Source organism: Qipengyuania pelagi (assembly GCF_009827295.1).
In the GTDB taxonomy this organism is placed as follows: domain Bacteria; phylum Pseudomonadota; class Alphaproteobacteria; order Sphingomonadales; family Sphingomonadaceae; genus Qipengyuania; species Qipengyuania pelagi.
Map to the genome: position 1 here is coordinate 64,166 of NZ_WTYD01000001.1, position 14,636 is coordinate 78,801.

Consider the following 14,636-nt stretch of genomic DNA (forward strand, 5'->3'; position numbering starts at 1 on the left):
CTGGAGCCCGCGAGAAACGGACTCCGTCGCCTCAGTTCTCCAGCTGCCGCAGCAGGCTGCGCACGTCGCCGTCCATGTCGGCGTCGCGCTGGCGCAGGTCCTCGATCAGGCGCACGGCGTGGATCACGGTGGAATGGTCGCGCCCGCCGAACTTGCGGCCGATCTCGGGATAGCTGCGCGGCGTCAGCACCTTCGACAGATACATCGCCACCTGACGCGGGCGCACCACCGCGCGGGCGCGGCGCTTGCTCGACATCTCGCTGCGGTCGATGCGGTAGAACTGGCAGACGGTGCGCTGGATTTCGTCGATCGTGATCCGGCGGCGATTGGCCGAGAGAATGTCGGTCAGCTGCTCCTCGGCCAGCTGCAAGGACACTTCCTGCCCCGTCAATTGGGCATAGGCGATCAGCTTGTTGAGGCCGCCGACCAGCTCGCGGACGTTACGCGTGATGGTGCGGGCGAGGAAATCGATCACATCGCCCGGAACTTCGAGCGGGGCGAACTTGGTCAGCTTGGATTCGAGGATCGACTTCCTGAGCTCGATATCGGCGGGCTGCATATCCGCGACGAGACCCATGGAAAGGCGGCTGAGGAGGCGCGGTTCGACCCCGTCCAGCGCCTGCGGCGCGCGGTCGGCGGCGAAGACCAGGCGCTTGCCCTCGGCCAGGAGCGCATCGATCGTGTAGAGCAGTTCCTCCTGCGCTGAAGCCTTGCCGATGATGAACTGGATATCGTCGACGAGCAGCAGATCGAAGCTGCGCAGGCGCGCCTTGAACTCGATCATCTGATTCTGCTTCAGCGCCTGGACGAATTCGACCATGAAGCGTTCGGCGCTGCAATAGAAGATGCGGCTGCGCGGATGGGCCTTGAGGAAGCTGTGGCCGATGGCGTGCAGGAGGTGGGTCTTGCCCTGGCCGGTCCCCGCCTTGAGATAGAGCGGGCTGAACTGGGGCCGTTCGGGCGCGGCCATGCGCTGCGCCGCGTTGCAGGCGAGGATATTCGCTTCGCCCGTGACGAAGGCGGCGAAGGTCAACATCGGGTCGAGCCCGACGCTGGAGGTGAAGCCGGTATCGCCGATCGTATCGGCGGCGATCGCCATCATCCCGGTATCGGCGCCGTCATTGGCGGCGCGGCGGCCATCGGTGTGGACGTGCAGGTCGGCGACCTTGCGACGGCCGGGATGCACGCTGATCCGCACATTGCGCACGTCCGCGCAGGCGATCTTCCATGCCAGCGACAGGCGGTCGGCAAAGCGGTCCTGCACCCATTTGGCGGCGAATTCGGTGGGCAGGAACAGGTCGAGCGTCCCCGTGTCACGGTCGATGCCGCCGACCTGGATCGGCTTGATCCACTGGCTGTGCAATTGGTGACCGAGATCCTTGCGCAGGCCCTGGCTGATATCGCCCCAGTCCGCCGCAAGATTGATAGCTTCGAGGTCTTCCATGTATTCGTCCCGACCCTTCTGCCGTTCCAGTCGACGCTGCTGCGCGCCGTCACTTGTTCTACCCATCGTACCCGCACCCGTCCCGTCACCGGAAGCGCGCTCGCTTCCGGCGTTCAAGCCCCCCTAAAGGCGTTTCGACAAAGCTTCGCACCGCTGCGGAATCGCTGTCCCGCAGGCTCCCCCGCTCGATCAGATTGTGAAGCCGGGCGCTGTGCATTCGCTCGGCGTGGGATTGTTCTAAGTCGGTCTCGGAGCGAGTCGCAAGTGGGGACAAGGCAAAAAATCTGAAATAAAGCGCTTGACCGGCCAAGACCCGCAGAGCGCCGTTCAAGCCTATGAAATCGCTCGATCTTGCCGATTTCGGATCCTGCGAATCATGACATTACCGAAGCTTGCCCGGAGCTAATGTTACGGCGTGGTTACGGCCTTACGACGTCACGCGACGGATGTGATCCGAACGTCAAAAGGCCGCCGCGATCGCCCGCGACGGCCTTTTCGAATAGAGTGCCCTGCCGACCCGGTTGGGGCCAGCGCGTAGCCGGTCTTAGAGAGCAGCGACGCGCTTCGACAGACGGCTCATCTTGCGCGAGGCGGTGTTCTTGTGAAGCACGCCGCGCGAAACGCCGCGCGCCAGTTCGGGCTGGGCTGCCTTGAGGGCGTCGGTCGCGGCCTGCTTGTCGCCTTCGGCAACCGCGCTCTCGACCTTCTTGAGGTGCGTGCGGATGCGGCTCATGCGGGCGGTGTTCACTTCGGCCCGGCGCTCGTTGCGGCGGATGCGCTTCTTGGCTTGCGGCGTATTGGCCATGTCGGTCCTTGTCTGGCTCGTAGCTTTGGCGCCTGCCTGATGGAGCGGCGCGGTGGTTGATCGAATCTCGGATTAAGAGACGGCGCGTTACCGCCGGAAAGCGGCGCACATACGCAGGTGGGCGCGAATCGTCAAGGAAATTGCCAGGTGTCGAAATCAGCGCTGGCAGACAGGGCAGAACCAGGTGCTGCGCCCGCCCTGGACGATGCGGCGGATCGTGCCGCCATCTTCACGGTGGCAGGCCTGTCCCTCGCGCCCATACACGTCGAAGCGAGTCGCGAAATAGCCGAGTTCGCCGTCGGGCTGCGCGAAATCGCGCAGGGTCGATCCGCCATCGCGAATCGATTGTTCGAGCGCGTCGCGGATCGCGGGGACGAGCCGCTCGAGCTGGGGTCGGGTGACTTTCGCGCCCGCCTTTCGCGGATCGATCCGCGCCCGCCACAAGGCCTCGCAGACATAGATATTGCCGAGCCCCGCGACGACGCGCTGATCGAGGAGCAGGAGCTTGATCGCGGGTTTGCGCCCCTTGGTCGCATCACGCAAATGGACGGCCGTCAGTGCGTCGCCGAGCGGTTCTGGGCCGAGCGCGGCGAAGGGTTTCCAGCGGTCGAGTTCGGGCGCGAGCAGCAGGTCGACCGATCCGAAGCGGCGCGGATCGTTCAGGGCGAAGCGGTGATGGGCGGTCTCGATCACCAGATGGTCGTGCGTTTCGTCCCGTTCGGGATCGATCCGCCAGCGCCCGCTCATACCGAGATGGAACACCATCACGTGATCGCGATTCGTATGGATCAGCCCGTATTTCGCCCGCCGCGACAGGCCGGAGACCTGCGCGCCCGTCAGCGCCTGGACGAGGCCGGGCGGGAAGGGGCGGCGCAGATCGGGCCGATTGACCGTGACGCGCGTGATCGTCGCCCCGTCGAGGAATCGCGCCAGACCGCGCACCGTGGTTTCGACTTCGGGAAGTTCCGGCATCCGGGGCCTCTGACACCCCTTTGCCCTCCCGGCAATTCCCCCTAAGGCCTTGCCCCATGACCCACGCCGATCACGATACCGTCTCCTTCGGATACGAAGACATCGCCCCAGACGAGAAGACCGCCCGCGTCGGCGCCGTCTTCTCCAATGTCGCGAGCAAATACGACATCATGAACGATGCCATGTCGGGGGGGATGCACCGCCTGTGGAAGGACCGTTTCGTCAGCCGGGTGAAACCGCAATATGGCGAAGCGGTGCTGGACATGGCGGGCGGCACGGGCGACATCGCCTTCCGCATGGCGGCGCGCGGGGCGGAAGTGACCGTGGCGGACATCAATCAGGATATGCTCGACGTCGGAATCGAACGCGCGATGGAGCGCGGGATCACCGGCCTGTCGTGGTCGTGCCAGAATGCGGAGGAGCTGACCTATCCCTCGCGCCAGTTCGACGCCTATACGATCGCCTTCGGGATCCGCAATGTGACCCGGATCGATCAGGCGCTGAAGGAAGCGCATCGCGTCCTCAAATATGGCGGGCGGTTCTTCTGCCTCGAATTCTCGACCGTCGAATGGCCGGGTTTCAAGGAAGCCTATGATTTCTACTCGCACAAGCTTGTGCCGCAGATCGGCAAGATGGTGGCGGGTGACGAGGACAGCTATCGCTATCTGATCGAATCGATCCGCCGCTTCCCGCCCATGCCCGAATTCGAACGCATGATCCGCGATGCGGGCTTCGAAAACACGCGGGTGGAGCCGATCATGGGCGGATTGGTCGCGATCCATTCGGGCTGGAAGGTCTGAGGATTTGACCAGACCTTCCACGCATATCTGGCGGCTCCTGAAATGGGGCCGCACCCTCGCGCGGCACGGGGCGCTGCGCGGGATCGAGCGCGATCCGAACACGCCCGTTCAGGTGAAGCGACTGGCGCGGCTGGCGCGCTTCGGCACGATCCAGCCCAAAGAGCCCGATTATGCCGGAGCCTTCCAGGCGATCGGTCCCGCCGCGATCAAGCTCGGCCAGACGCTGGCGACCCGGCCCGATCTCGTCGGCGATGATGCGGCGCGTAACCTGCTGGGCTTGCAGGACAGCCTCCCGCCCGTGCCCTTCGCCGAGATCGAGGCGGCGATGGAGGCGGCTTACGGTCAGAAGCTCGACACGCTGTTCGCCAGTATCGAGCCCGATCCGGTTGGCGCGGCCTCGATCGCGCAGGTCCATCGCGGGGTGACGACCGACGGACGCACCGTCGCCATCAAGGTGCTGCGCCCCGGCATCCGCGAACGCTTCGCGCGCGACATCCAGACCTATGAATGGGCCGCCGCACACCTGGAAGCGATGGGCTCGCCCGAGGCGCGCCGGCTGCGGCCCGCGCTGACGATCGCCAATTTCAAGCGCTGGACCTTGCGCGAACTCGATCTGCGGCGCGAGGCGGCGAGCGCGTCCGAACTTGCCGAAGCGATGCGCGGCACGGCGCGCTATATGATTCCTCAGGTCGATTGGGATCGCACCAACGGCCGGGTGATGACGATCGAATGGATCGACGGGATCAAGATCTCGCGCACCGAGGATCTGCTCGCGCAAGGCCACGATCTCGCCGATCTGGCGGAGCGGCTGGTGCTGGCCTTCCTCAAGCAGGCGATCAGCTACGGCTATTTTCACGCCGACATGCATCAGGGCAATCTGTTCGTGAAAGCGGACGGAACGATCGCGGCGATCGATTTCGGCATTATGGGCCGGATCGACCGGCAGGCGCGGCAATGGCTGGCGGAAATCCTCTACGGGCTGACCACGGGCGATTATCGCCGCGTCGCCGAGATCCATTTCGAGGCGCAATACGTGCCTTCTCACCATTCGGTCGACGAATTCGCGACCGCGCTGCGGGCGGTGGGCGAACCGATGCGCGGCAAGCCGGTGAGCGAGTTGAGCGTCGGCCAGATGCTCGACGGGCTGTTCGCGATCACGCGGGATTTCGACATGCAGACCCAGCCGCATCTCCTTCTGCTTCAGAAGACGATGGTAATGGTCGAAGGCATCGCCACCCAGCTCAATCCCAGCATCAATATGTGGGATGTCAGCGCCCCGTTCGTGCGCGAATGGATTCGCGACGAGCTGGGGCCGGAAGCCGCGCTGGCTGACCGCATTCGCGAGGATACCGAGACGCTGCTGCGCGTGCCCGCGCTGATCCGGCGGCTGGAGGAAATGTATCCCCCGCGCGGCGGGGCGCCCGAACCGCCGCCTTTGCCCGCAATCGAACTGATCGGTGAGAGGCATTCTCGCGAGAGTGGTTGGCTCGGCTATCTCGTCGCGGCTCTGGGGGGAGGGGGTCTGGCATGGCTGGCAGCGGCGCAGGGCTGGATCGGCTAGGTCCCGCCCGGTTCGGCGCGCTGCCCGAGCGGCCGCTGCGCCTCCTGCCGCGCTGGCTGGGGATCGCCCTGCTGATCCTCACGGCCATCGCCTGCATCGCCAATATTGCGAGCCTGCAAACGCTCGACCAGCGCCTCGAAAGCCAGAACGCCGTCCGCAGCGAGAGCGGAGCGCGCGCCGACATGGACCTGTACCGCACGATCAATGCGCGGGTGGCGGCGGGTGAGGGGTATTATGCGGTCGCCACCGACGAGCATCGGCGCACCAATTATCCGACCGCTCCCTTCGTAACCGTGCGCACGCCGGTGCTGGCCTGGACCACGGCTTTATGGGGAGCGGAAGGATGGCGGGGGATCGCGATCCTCCTGTGGGTCGCGAATATCCTCGCCTGGCACGCGGCGCTGGCGAAGCGCGGATCGCGGTTCGAGCGGATGGGCGCGGCGCTGATCGTCGCGCTGTTCGGCCTCGTCGCCCTGATCCCCGAAATCGCGACCAGCCACGAGGCGCTGGCCGGACTGGCGCTCTCCCTGGCGCTGGCCTTGTCGGAGCGGTTCTTCGCGGCGGCGCTGATCATCGCCTTCGCCGCATCGGCGCTGCGCCTTTTGGCGCTGCCGTTCCTGCTTTTGTGGGGCGCGCTCAGCCTGCTCCAGCGGCGCTGGCGGCGGGCCGTGGCGCTTGGAGCTGCCGTGATCCTTCTTGCGATCGGAATCGCTTTCCACGCCCATGCGGTGGCCGCGGCACGCCTGCCGGGCGATCTCGTCTCGGACGGGTGGCAGGCGCTGATCGGACCGGCGCTGCCGCTCTACGGGGTCAATCTGCTGACCATCCTCCAGGAACTGCCCGTCTGGCTCGCCGGACCGCTCGGCGTTTTGCCGCTATTGGGCTGGGCAGCCTTGGGAGGGCGGATGGGAACGCTGGCATTCGGCTGGTTCCTGGGCTTCGGCCTGTTCGTCGCCCTGTTCGCGCGGCTCGACAATTTCTACTGGATGGGTCTCGTCGTGCCCGCCTATGGCGTCGGCCTCGTTTTCGTGCCGCGCGCCATCGGGGACGCGCTCAGCCGACGCGAAATTTCGAGCGCCGCCGCCGCCACGGCCACACCCTGATCGCCAGGCCGAGCGCGGCGACATGGCCGAGTTCGACCAGCATCGGCAGCCACCAGCCTTCGTAACTGCCGACGACCAGCAGGTTTATCAGCCGCCCGGTAAAGGCGATTGCGAACAGGGCGAGGGGCACGGTCAGCACATCGCCCCGCCGTCGCCACGCGCCCAGCGCCATGAAACCCGCCGCGACCAGGAAAAAGGCGGCGAAATCCGCTCGCATCGCCGACAGGCCTTCTGCCGCCGCCGACCCCGCAGACAGGCCGAAATCCGCGCCCGATGCCGCCGGGTTCACCAGAAAGCCAACGCCCAGCATCAGGTCGAGCAGAGCCAGCAAGGCGATGATGGCGCTCAAGACGAAATGCATTCTTTTCTCTCCCGATCCTTCGTGTCCCGCGATAGGCCTCTGCCCCCATGCTCCGCAACCCCGCTGGCATTCGCGTTCCGGGCGCGCTAGCAGGCGAGGCGATGAGGTATCGGGCAAAGCGGCAGCGCGTGGCAGCGGTTCGACGAGCGCAGCGTAAAGGCGCGCGGCGATGAGGGCCCCGCGCATCCTGCTGGTGATCGGCGGCGGCATCGCAGCCTATAAATCGTGCGAACTGGTACGCCTGATCCGCAAGGCGGGCGGCAGCGTGACCTGCGTGCTGACCGAGGGCGGGGCGCAATTCGTCACGCCCATGGCGCTCGCCGCGCTGAGCGAGAACAAGGTCTATACTTCCCTCTTCGATCTCAAGGACGAGGTCGAGATGGGCCATATCCAATTGTCGCGCGAGGCGGACCTGATCGTGGTGTGTCCGGCGACCGCCAATATGATGGCCAAGATGGCGGCAGGGATCGCCGACGATCTGGCGACCACGCTGATCCTCGCCACCGACAAGCCCGTGCTGGCCGTGCCCGCGATGAATGTCAGGATGTGGGAACACGCCGCGACGCAGCGCAATGCCGAATGGCTGCGGCAGGCGGGCGTTATGGTCGTCGACCCTGACGAAGGGCCGATGGCCTGCGGCGAATTCGGCCCCGGTCGCCTGCCGGAACCGCCAGCGATCATGCAGGCCATCGCGGCGCAGCTCGGCTGGGAGCTGGAGATGCCGGCTCCCGCAGCGCCCGCAATCGCGTCACCCGGGCGCGGCGGCGAATGGCTGGACGAAAGCGAGGATGAAGCGGAAGCCGAAAGCAGTCCGGTCGCGTCGCGTGGCGGCGGTCTCGGCTCGCTCCTTTCGGCGATCATCCCGCGCAGCACCCCGCGAAAGAGTCACGAGGATCTGGAAAGCGAGCTCGATGCCCTGCCCGATCTGGACGAGGCGATGCCGGACGATCCGTTTGAATTCGCCGCAGCGGATCCGGCGCCCCGCGTAGGCCCGCTGCTGGCGACGAAGGGCAAGGCCGCTGCCGCCCCGCCGACCGATCGCGAGGCGATCAATCACGAGGTCGGCGCGCAGCGGACTCCCCTGCCGGAACCCGAGCCGGACCCACTCGACGGGCAGGCGGAATTCGACACCGACCCGGATCACCGGCCCCTGTTCGGGCGGCACGTGCTCGTCACCGCAGGGCCGACGCACGAGGCGATCGATCCCGTGCGCTACATCGCCAATCGCAGTTCGGGAAAACAGGGTTTCGCCATTGCTGCCATGGCGGCGGCGGCGGGGGCACGAGTCACTCTCGTGGCAGGGCCGGTGCATCTGCCGACTCCGCTCGGCGTCGATCGCGTCGATGTCGAAAGCGCGGACGAGATGGCGGAAGCGGTGCGACAGGCGCTGCCCGCCGATGCCGCCTTCATGGTCGCCGCCGTCGCGGACTGGAAGGCGCGGCTTCCCGCCGGTCAGAAGATCAAGAAGTCCGGTTCCGCGCCGCCTCCGCTCGAACTCGCGGAAAATCCCGATATCCTCGCAGGGCTCGCCCGGTCGGAGCAGCGGCCCGGTCTGCTGATCGGCTTCGCGGCGGAAACGCAGGATGTCCTCGACAACGCGAAGGCCAAGCGCGGGCGCAAGGGGGCGGACTGGATCGTCGCCAACGATGTCGCCGATAGTGGGGAAGGCTCGGTCATGGGCGGGGACCGCAACCGGGTCCATATCCTGACCGATGCGGGCGTGGAGACGCTGGAGGATATGCCCAAGCAGGATGTCGCGCGCGAATTGGTGCGCCGGGCGGCCCGGGCGCTGGAGGATGCGAATGACTGATCGGATTGGCGTGGCGATCAAGCGCCTACCCCATGGCGCGGGGCTCGCTTTGCCTGCCTATGCGACGGCGGGGGCGGCGGGGATGGACGTGGTCGCGGCGGAGGATTGCACGATCGCGCCGGGTGCGCGCCACGCGGTCGCCACCGGCTTCGCGCTCGCGATCCCGCAATATTACGAGATCCAGGTGCGCCCGCGTTCGGGGCTTGCGCTCAAGCACGGGATCACCGTTCCGAACACGCCGGGGACGATCGATTCCGATTATCGCGGCGAATTGAAGGTGATCCTGATCAATCACGGCAGCGAGGATTTTGCCATCGCAAGGGGCGACCGGATCGCCCAGCTCGTCCTCGCACCCGTCACGCAGGCGGTCTGGAGCGAGGTGGAGGAGCTGGACGAGACCGATCGCGGAAGCGGTGGGTTCGGCTCCACCGGCGGGCACGCCAGATTGGCCTAGGCGGGCCGCGTCGCGGCGCGGTGGAAACAGAGAGCCGCCGCGCTCCAGATCCCTGCGAAGACGATCAGGACGCCCCATTCGACCGCATGGCCGGGCATGGCGCTGGTCGCATACAGCCCCGCAGCGATCTGCCCCAGGGCGACGGCAGCGAAGACATAGCGCAGGACATTCGGGCGAAACCGCGCCGCGAGCGTCAGAATCGCGGCGGCGACGACCATCAGGCTGATCGCGATATTCACCGGTTCGCCCTCCGCGCCGATAAAGCCCACCGCGGCATTGGCCCACAAGGTGAGGAACCCCGCGATGGCCGCGATGCCGAGGCCGAGCGAGTGCACGCCGCTGCGCCCGACCCGGACCGCGATTTCGATCCCGATCCCGAGCGAGAAAATCAGGACACCGGCGAAGACGAAGTCGATTGCAGTCCAGTCCACCTCGTCGGTGAAGCCCATCGCGATGGCGGGCAGCAGCACCAGCGCCAGCGCGGCGCTCCACCCGGCGATGCGCCAGCCATTGAGGAAGCGGGGGCGCCGGGTTGCTGTGGGGGATGCTGTGGAGGGCGCTGGGATCGTGTCGGTCATGGGCTTTTTCCTGTGGTTTCGATGGACGATCCATGCCCCATCTTGCGCCTGAGCGGCATGAGCAATTCCTGAGCAATGGCCGAGCATTGCCTGAAACCCTTCCCGTTCCCGCCCCCATCGCATAGGCCTGGCCACGAAGAGGGGAGCATGTCCGAGGAAAATTCCATTCTGCGCTTTGCCGAATATACGCTCGACCGTACCGACCGGAAGGTGTGCCGCGATGGCGCGCCGGTGGAGCTGGGCAGCCGCTATTTCGATGCGCTGGTCCTGCTCGTCGAAGCGCGGGGGGGCCTCGTTTCCAAAGATCGCTTCATGGACGAGGTCTGGCGCGGCATCCCTGTAACGGATGAGGCCCTGACCCAATGCATCCGCACTTTGCGCCGGGCGCTGGGCGACGATGCGGGCAATCCGCGTTTCATCCAGACCGTGCCCAAGCACGGCTATCGCTTCCTGTCGGAGGTCGAAACCCTGAGCGAACCGGCCGCCGGTGGCGAAGGGAGGGCCGAGCTTCCACGCCCAGCCGGTCCCGGCCGTCTCGCTGCGGCGAGCACGCTGGGCGGGGCCGCGACCGGCGTGGTCGGTGGCCTGTTCTACGGGATCGCGGCGGCATCGGGCGGAGCGTCGACCATGCTCGTCCTCGCGGCGCTGGTCGCGCTTCTGGGGACGCTGGCGGGCGCGGGCATCGGACTCGGCATGGCAAGCGCGCTCGCCTGGCGCGGGCGGGTCGATGGTGCGCTGATCCGCGGTGCCATGCTCGGCGGCATGGCGGTGGGGGCGCTGGGCGGGACGCTGGGCCGGGACGGTGTCGGCCTCCTGACCTCGCAATCGATCGGAGCCGTGGCAGGCCTTGTCGAAGGGCTGATCATGGGCGGCGCGATCGGCGCGGCGCTGTGGCTGGCGTGGAAACGGCGCCGCGGGATCGCAGCGGGCGCGATCCTGGCGCTTACCTTCGGCGCGTTCGGCGGTCTGCTGGTCGACCTTGCCGGGGGGCGCCTGCTGGGCGGCTCGCTTTACGCCTTGCAGCTGGGCCTTGGCGATACGCGCCTGCATCTCGAAACGCTGGGGGCGGTGTTCGGAGAAAGCGGCTTCGGTCCGCGCACTCTGATGGCCGCGACCGTCACCGAAGCCGCGATTCTGGCCGCTGCGACGGTCTGCGCGGTGATGCTGGCCTTTCGGGGAAGGACAGGTCCGCAATAGACACGAAAAAGGCGGCACCTCGCGATGCCGCCTTCTCGTCAAATATTCGGCTGTTTACCGGCGCGCGGCGGTCTTTTCCGGTGCGATCGAAATGCGCACCGTCTCGCCCGAATTGCCGGGGAAATCGGTGAACATCGCTTCCACCAGGTTCGGCACCAGATATTGCAGCCGGTCCGAGGTCGAGACCGCTTCGGCCTTGCCTTCGAACAGACGCTCGCCCGTCGCCGCGCGGTCGATCTTCAGGTCGATGCCGCTGGTATAGACGGTGTAGCTGCGGATGTCGGAGCCGCCGAACCACGGATCGTAGAACCCGTAGCCCCAGGGCCGCCCGTAAAACCCGCGATAGGCGAGGCGCGAGCGATAGGGGCTGTAGCGATACCAGGGATCGTAGAACGGATCGCTGAAGCCGGTGCTGCGAACCCGCTCGCGCCCATTATCGACTCCGTAATCGAAGCGCACGAGGAGGCTGGCGGCTTCGGGCGAGGCGGCCTGGGCGTAGCCCAGACGCCGCATCTCTTCCTCGACCTCGTCGGCATAGAGCGCGAATTCGAGGCCGCCCGCCAGAGCGGGATCGTCGGCGACGACATAGAAGCTTTCGCCCGTCGGCGCGGGCAATTGCGTCTGGAAACGCGACACGTCCGCCTTGAACGAAGGCGTGGCGCACGCCGCGAGACTGGCGAGAAGTAGAGGTACGGAGGCCTTTCTGGCGATGCGCCCCCAACCTTGCGATGCGAAGGTCATAGATAGTCCTTTCGAAGTTCGATCGCGCTGCGCGGGCCCTTTCCCCTGCCTGTCACTACCTGTCACGGGTCGATCGGCGGCCAATCTGTCAGCGAATAAGCACGGTCTATCGTATCCGGGCTGAACCCGGATTGAATGATAACGTCTTGCCCGAAAAGCGCGAAAACGCGCCTTCGGTTCCCGTCAGCCGCGCACCAGCCCGAGTGCGCGATAGGCCGAATCGAGCGTCGGCACCGCCCGATCGCGCGCCTGTGCCGCGCCGCGCGCGAGAATGGCGTCGAGCGCCTCGCGATCGTCGAGCAGGTGGGTGAACCGCGCCGAGATGGGTTTGAGCGTCTCCACCAGCGCTTCGCCCAGCAGCGGCTTGAAATGGCCGAATCCTTGTCCGCCGTGTTCGGCGAGAACGGCATCTACGCTCGTATCGGTCAGCGCGGCGTAGATCGTCACGAGATTGAGCGCTTCGGCCCGGTCCTCCAGCCCCGCACGTTCGGACGGGAGCGGCTCGGGATCGGTCTTGGCCTTCTTGACCTTCTTCATCACCTCGTCGGCATCGTCGGCGAGGTTGATGCGGCTCATGTCGCTGGGATCGGATTTCGACATCTTCTTCGTCCCGTCGCGCAGGCTCATGATGCGCGCGGCATCGGGCGGCACAATCGGATCGGGGAGAGTGAAGACGGGCGCATCGTCAGATGCGAAATCGTGATTGAACTTCTGCGCGATGTCGCGCGCGAGTTCGAGATGCTGCTTCTGGTCCTCGCCCACGGGAACGTGGCTCGCCTGATAGAGCAGCACGTCGGCGGCCTGGAGCACGGGATAGGCGAACAGCGCCACGCTCGCGCCCTCGCGGTTCTTGCCCGCCTTGTCCTTCCACTGGGTCATGCGGTTCAGCCAACCCATCCGCGCCGTGCCGTTCAAGAGCCATTGCAGCTCCGCGTGCTGGGGCACCTGCGCCTGGTTGAACAGGATCGAGCGTTCGGGATCGATCCCGCAGGCGACGAGAGCGGCGGCCATTTCCAGCGTGCCCTGCCGCAGTTGGGCCGGATCGTGTGGCATGGAAATCGCGTGCAGATCGGCGAGAAAATAGAGGGCCTCGCTCCCTTCCGGCAACTCATCCTGCATCCGCACCCAATTGCGGATCGCCCCGAGATAATTTCCGAGGTGGAGATTGCCGGTGGGCTGGATGCCGGAAACGACGCGCATGAAAAAGGCCTATTGCTCGGGTTCTGAAGGGGTGGGTTGAGGGGCGCGGCGGCGCAGCGCCTTGAGGTCGCTTAGCCGGAAAGCGCCGGTGAGGAAACTCGCGGCGATATAGACCGCGCCGCCCGCCGCGACGAGGACGGCCAGGGTCACGCCGCGCTGGACCATGTCGCCCGCCATGAAGGGGCGGATCAGCGGCAGGGCGAGGGCCAGCGCCCCGCCCATGATCGCGGCGGCCAGCGCCAAACGGGGAAGCCTGCGCAACAGCCGCGCATCGGCCTTGAACTGGCCGCGCTTGCGCAAGGTCCAGAACAGCAGCGCGGCGTTGATCGCGGCGGAGACGGCGGTTGCGACCGGCGGGCCGAGATATCCGATCGTCGGGATCAGCGCGACATTGCCCACGATATTCACCGCGATCGCGACGAGCGCGAAACGCACCGGCGTGCGCGTGTCGGATCGCGCGTAATAGCCCGGCGTCAGCACCTTGATCAGGATATAGGCAGGCAGGCCCAGTGAGAAGGCGGCCAGCACCAGTGCGGTCGCCCGCGTATCCTCGGCACTGAAGGCGCCATATTCGAACAATCCGCGCACGATCGGTTCGGAAATCGTCAGGAAAGCGGCGGTGGCGGGCAGCGTCAGGAACAGCGCCAGTTCTATGCCGCGGTTCTGCATGTCCAACGCTTCGTCCACCCGATCGTTGCTCAGCAGGCGGGAAAGCGTGGGCAGCAGGATCGTGCCGAGGCCGATCCCGATCAGGCCGAGCGGAAGCTGGTTCAGCCGGTCCGCATAATAGATAAAGCTGATCGCGCCTGGTGCCAGCAGCGCGCCCGCCAGCGCGGTCGAGATGAGAAGGTTGATCTGCGTCGCCCCGGCGCCCGCCGCCGCGGGCAGGATGAGGTGCATGAGGCGTTTGATGTCCTTGTCGATCCGGGGCAGGCGCAGTTTCAATTTGATGCCCGCGCGGCGGCAGCCCCAGATCAGGAATAGAAGCTGCAAGGCGCCCCCTGCCGTCACCGATAAAGCCTGCACGGTCGCGGTCTCGTAAGGGTCCTCGCCGTGGAACAGGACCAGTCCGGCGACCATCGCGATGTTGAGCAGGATCGGCGCGGCGGCGTTGACCCAATATCTTTCGAGCGAGTTCAAAATCCCGCCCAGCAGCGAGACCAGCGAGATCATCAACAGATAGGGCAGGGTGATCCGCGACAGCATCACCGCGTAGGAAAACTGCTCCGGCGTCGGATCGTTGAACCCGCCCGACAGCGCATAGGTCAGCGGCCAGGCCGCGATCATCAGTATTATGGTGACGAGGATCAGCACCGGCAGCAGCACCGCCAGCGCCCGTTCCGCGAAATCGACCCCTGCGGGCTTTCCCCCGCCTTCGGCGACCTGGCGATTGAACATCGGGATGAAGGCGGCGGAGAACGCCCCTTCCGCGAACAGGGCGCGGAACATATTCGGCAGGCGGAAGGCGACGAGGAAGGCGTCGGACGCGAAGCCTGCGCCGACATAGCGCGCCTGCAAAGCATCGCGCACCAAGGCCAGCACCCGGCTGACAAGCGTCAGCGACCCGATCGAGCCGAGCGCCTTGGCCAGTTTCATCGGCTTCGTCCTTC

At 66.3% G+C, this 14,636-nt stretch carries 14 protein-coding genes; 6 read left to right on the top strand and 8 right to left on the bottom strand.

The window, feature by feature from the left end:
* Window positions 1-31: 31 nt before the first annotated feature.
* The 3 genes from dnaA to mutM form a co-directional block, all read right to left on the bottom strand.
* Window positions 32-1,444, bottom strand: a complete 1,413-nt coding sequence (gene dnaA, locus GRI47_RS00350; protein ID WP_160661217.1) for a chromosomal replication initiator protein DnaA — start codon at window positions 1,442-1,444, stop codon at window positions 32-34.
* Between the two features lie 544 nt (window positions 1,445-1,988).
* The gene (rpsT, locus tag GRI47_RS00355) at window positions 1,989-2,249 is read right to left on the bottom strand and encodes a 30S ribosomal protein S20 (protein ID WP_160659440.1); all 261 of its coding nucleotides are present in this window, start codon (window positions 2,247-2,249) and stop codon (window positions 1,989-1,991) included.
* Window positions 2,250-2,405: 156 nt separating this feature from the next.
* Window positions 2,406-3,221, bottom strand: coding sequence for a bifunctional DNA-formamidopyrimidine glycosylase/DNA-(apurinic or apyrimidinic site) lyase (mutM, locus tag GRI47_RS00360; protein WP_160659441.1), 816 nt, complete (start codon window positions 3,219-3,221; stop codon window positions 2,406-2,408).
* A gap of 56 nt (window positions 3,222-3,277) precedes the next feature.
* On the opposite strand from mutM, the gene GRI47_RS00365 reads away from it, so the two are divergent.
* Genes GRI47_RS00365 through GRI47_RS00375 form a run of 3 tightly spaced genes read left to right on the top strand, consistent with a single transcriptional unit; the run spans window position 3,278 to window position 6,685 of the window.
* The gene (locus tag GRI47_RS00365) at window positions 3,278-4,021 is read left to right on the top strand and encodes a class I SAM-dependent methyltransferase (RefSeq protein WP_160659442.1); all 744 of its coding nucleotides are present in this window, start codon (window positions 3,278-3,280) and stop codon (window positions 4,019-4,021) included.
* Window positions 4,022-4,025: 4 nt separating this feature from the next.
* Entirely contained in the window at window positions 4,026-5,582 is a 1,557-nt protein-coding gene (ubiB, locus tag GRI47_RS00370) for a 2-polyprenylphenol 6-hydroxylase (RefSeq protein ID WP_160659443.1), read from the top strand.
* On the top strand, window positions 5,549-6,685 hold the full coding sequence (locus GRI47_RS00375) for a hypothetical protein (RefSeq protein WP_160659444.1): 1,137 nt from the start codon (window positions 5,549-5,551) through the stop codon (window positions 6,683-6,685). The genes ubiB and GRI47_RS00375 overlap by 34 nt, the downstream gene beginning before the upstream one ends.
* Here GRI47_RS00375 and GRI47_RS00380 read toward each other — a convergent pair.
* Window positions 6,636-7,046, bottom strand: coding sequence for a hypothetical protein (locus GRI47_RS00380; protein ID WP_160659445.1), 411 nt, complete (start codon window positions 7,044-7,046; stop codon window positions 6,636-6,638). The genes GRI47_RS00375 and GRI47_RS00380 overlap by 50 nt on opposite strands.
* Before the next feature lie 169 nt (window positions 7,047-7,215).
* On the opposite strand from GRI47_RS00380, the gene GRI47_RS00385 reads away from it, so the two are divergent.
* Both GRI47_RS00385 and dut read left to right on the top strand, forming a co-directional pair.
* Entirely contained in the window at window positions 7,216-8,856 is a 1,641-nt protein-coding gene (locus tag GRI47_RS00385) for a bifunctional phosphopantothenoylcysteine decarboxylase/phosphopantothenate synthase (protein ID WP_160659446.1), read from the top strand.
* The gene (gene dut / locus GRI47_RS00390; RefSeq protein ID WP_160659447.1) at window positions 8,849-9,310 is read left to right on the top strand and encodes a dUTP diphosphatase; all 462 of its coding nucleotides are present in this window, start codon (window positions 8,849-8,851) and stop codon (window positions 9,308-9,310) included. The genes GRI47_RS00385 and dut overlap by 8 nt, the downstream gene beginning before the upstream one ends.
* On the opposite strand, the gene GRI47_RS00395 is transcribed toward dut, so the two are convergent.
* Window positions 9,307-9,888, bottom strand: coding sequence for a hypothetical protein (locus tag GRI47_RS00395; RefSeq protein WP_160659448.1), 582 nt, complete (start codon window positions 9,886-9,888; stop codon window positions 9,307-9,309). The two genes, dut and GRI47_RS00395, sit on opposite strands and share 4 nt — an antisense overlap.
* Before the next feature lie 147 nt (window positions 9,889-10,035).
* Here GRI47_RS00395 and GRI47_RS00400 point away from each other — a divergent pair, with 147 nt between their 5' ends.
* Complete coding sequence (locus GRI47_RS00400) at window positions 10,036-11,085, top strand: winged helix-turn-helix domain-containing protein (RefSeq protein ID WP_160659449.1); 1,050 nt, start codon at window positions 10,036-10,038, stop codon at window positions 11,083-11,085.
* A 54-nt stretch (window positions 11,086-11,139) separates the two neighbouring features.
* Here the strand turns inward: GRI47_RS00400 and GRI47_RS00405 are convergent, their stop codons facing one another.
* The 3 genes from GRI47_RS00405 to murJ form a co-directional block, all read right to left on the bottom strand.
* The gene (locus tag GRI47_RS00405; protein WP_160659450.1) at window positions 11,140-11,826 is read right to left on the bottom strand and encodes a DUF4136 domain-containing protein; all 687 of its coding nucleotides are present in this window, start codon (window positions 11,824-11,826) and stop codon (window positions 11,140-11,142) included.
* A 183-nt stretch (window positions 11,827-12,009) separates the two neighbouring features.
* Window positions 12,010-13,026, bottom strand: a complete 1,017-nt coding sequence (gene trpS, locus GRI47_RS00410) for a tryptophan--tRNA ligase (RefSeq protein ID WP_160659451.1) — start codon at window positions 13,024-13,026, stop codon at window positions 12,010-12,012.
* Between the two features lie 9 nt (window positions 13,027-13,035).
* Entirely contained in the window at window positions 13,036-14,622 is a 1,587-nt protein-coding gene (murJ, locus tag GRI47_RS00415; RefSeq protein ID WP_160659452.1) for a murein biosynthesis integral membrane protein MurJ, read from the bottom strand.
* Between the last annotated feature and the right edge of the window lie 14 nt (window positions 14,623-14,636).

Coding starts and splice junctions, on each gene's coding strand:
- GRI47_RS00405 (WP_160659450.1), bottom strand. CDS start 11,826: ATGACCTTCGCATCGCAAGGTTGGGGGCGCATCGCCAGAAAGGCCTCC.
- murJ (WP_160659452.1), bottom strand. CDS start 14,622: ATGAAACTGGCCAAGGCGCTCGGCTCGATCGGGTCGCTGACGCTTGTC.
- rpsT (WP_160659440.1), bottom strand. CDS start 2,249: ATGGCCAATACGCCGCAAGCCAAGAAGCGCATCCGCCGCAACGAGCGC.
- dut (WP_160659447.1), top strand. CDS start 8,849: ATGACTGATCGGATTGGCGTGGCGATCAAGCGCCTACCCCATGGCGCG.
- mutM (WP_160659441.1), bottom strand. CDS start 3,221: ATGCCGGAACTTCCCGAAGTCGAAACCACGGTGCGCGGTCTGGCGCGA.
- dnaA (WP_160661217.1), bottom strand. CDS start 1,444: ATGGAAGACCTCGAAGCTATCAATCTTGCGGCGGACTGGGGCGATATC.
- GRI47_RS00400 (WP_160659449.1), top strand. CDS start 10,036: ATGTCCGAGGAAAATTCCATTCTGCGCTTTGCCGAATATACGCTCGAC.
- GRI47_RS00395 (WP_160659448.1), bottom strand. CDS start 9,888: ATGACCGACACGATCCCAGCGCCCTCCACAGCATCCCCCACAGCAACC.
- GRI47_RS00385 (WP_160659446.1), top strand. CDS start 7,216: ATGAGGGCCCCGCGCATCCTGCTGGTGATCGGCGGCGGCATCGCAGCC.
- GRI47_RS00365 (WP_160659442.1), top strand. CDS start 3,278: ATGACCCACGCCGATCACGATACCGTCTCCTTCGGATACGAAGACATC.
- trpS (WP_160659451.1), bottom strand. CDS start 13,026: ATGCGCGTCGTTTCCGGCATCCAGCCCACCGGCAATCTCCACCTCGGA.
- GRI47_RS00375 (WP_160659444.1), top strand. CDS start 5,549: ATGGCTGGCAGCGGCGCAGGGCTGGATCGGCTAGGTCCCGCCCGGTTC.
- GRI47_RS00380 (WP_160659445.1), bottom strand. CDS start 7,046: ATGCATTTCGTCTTGAGCGCCATCATCGCCTTGCTGGCTCTGCTCGAC.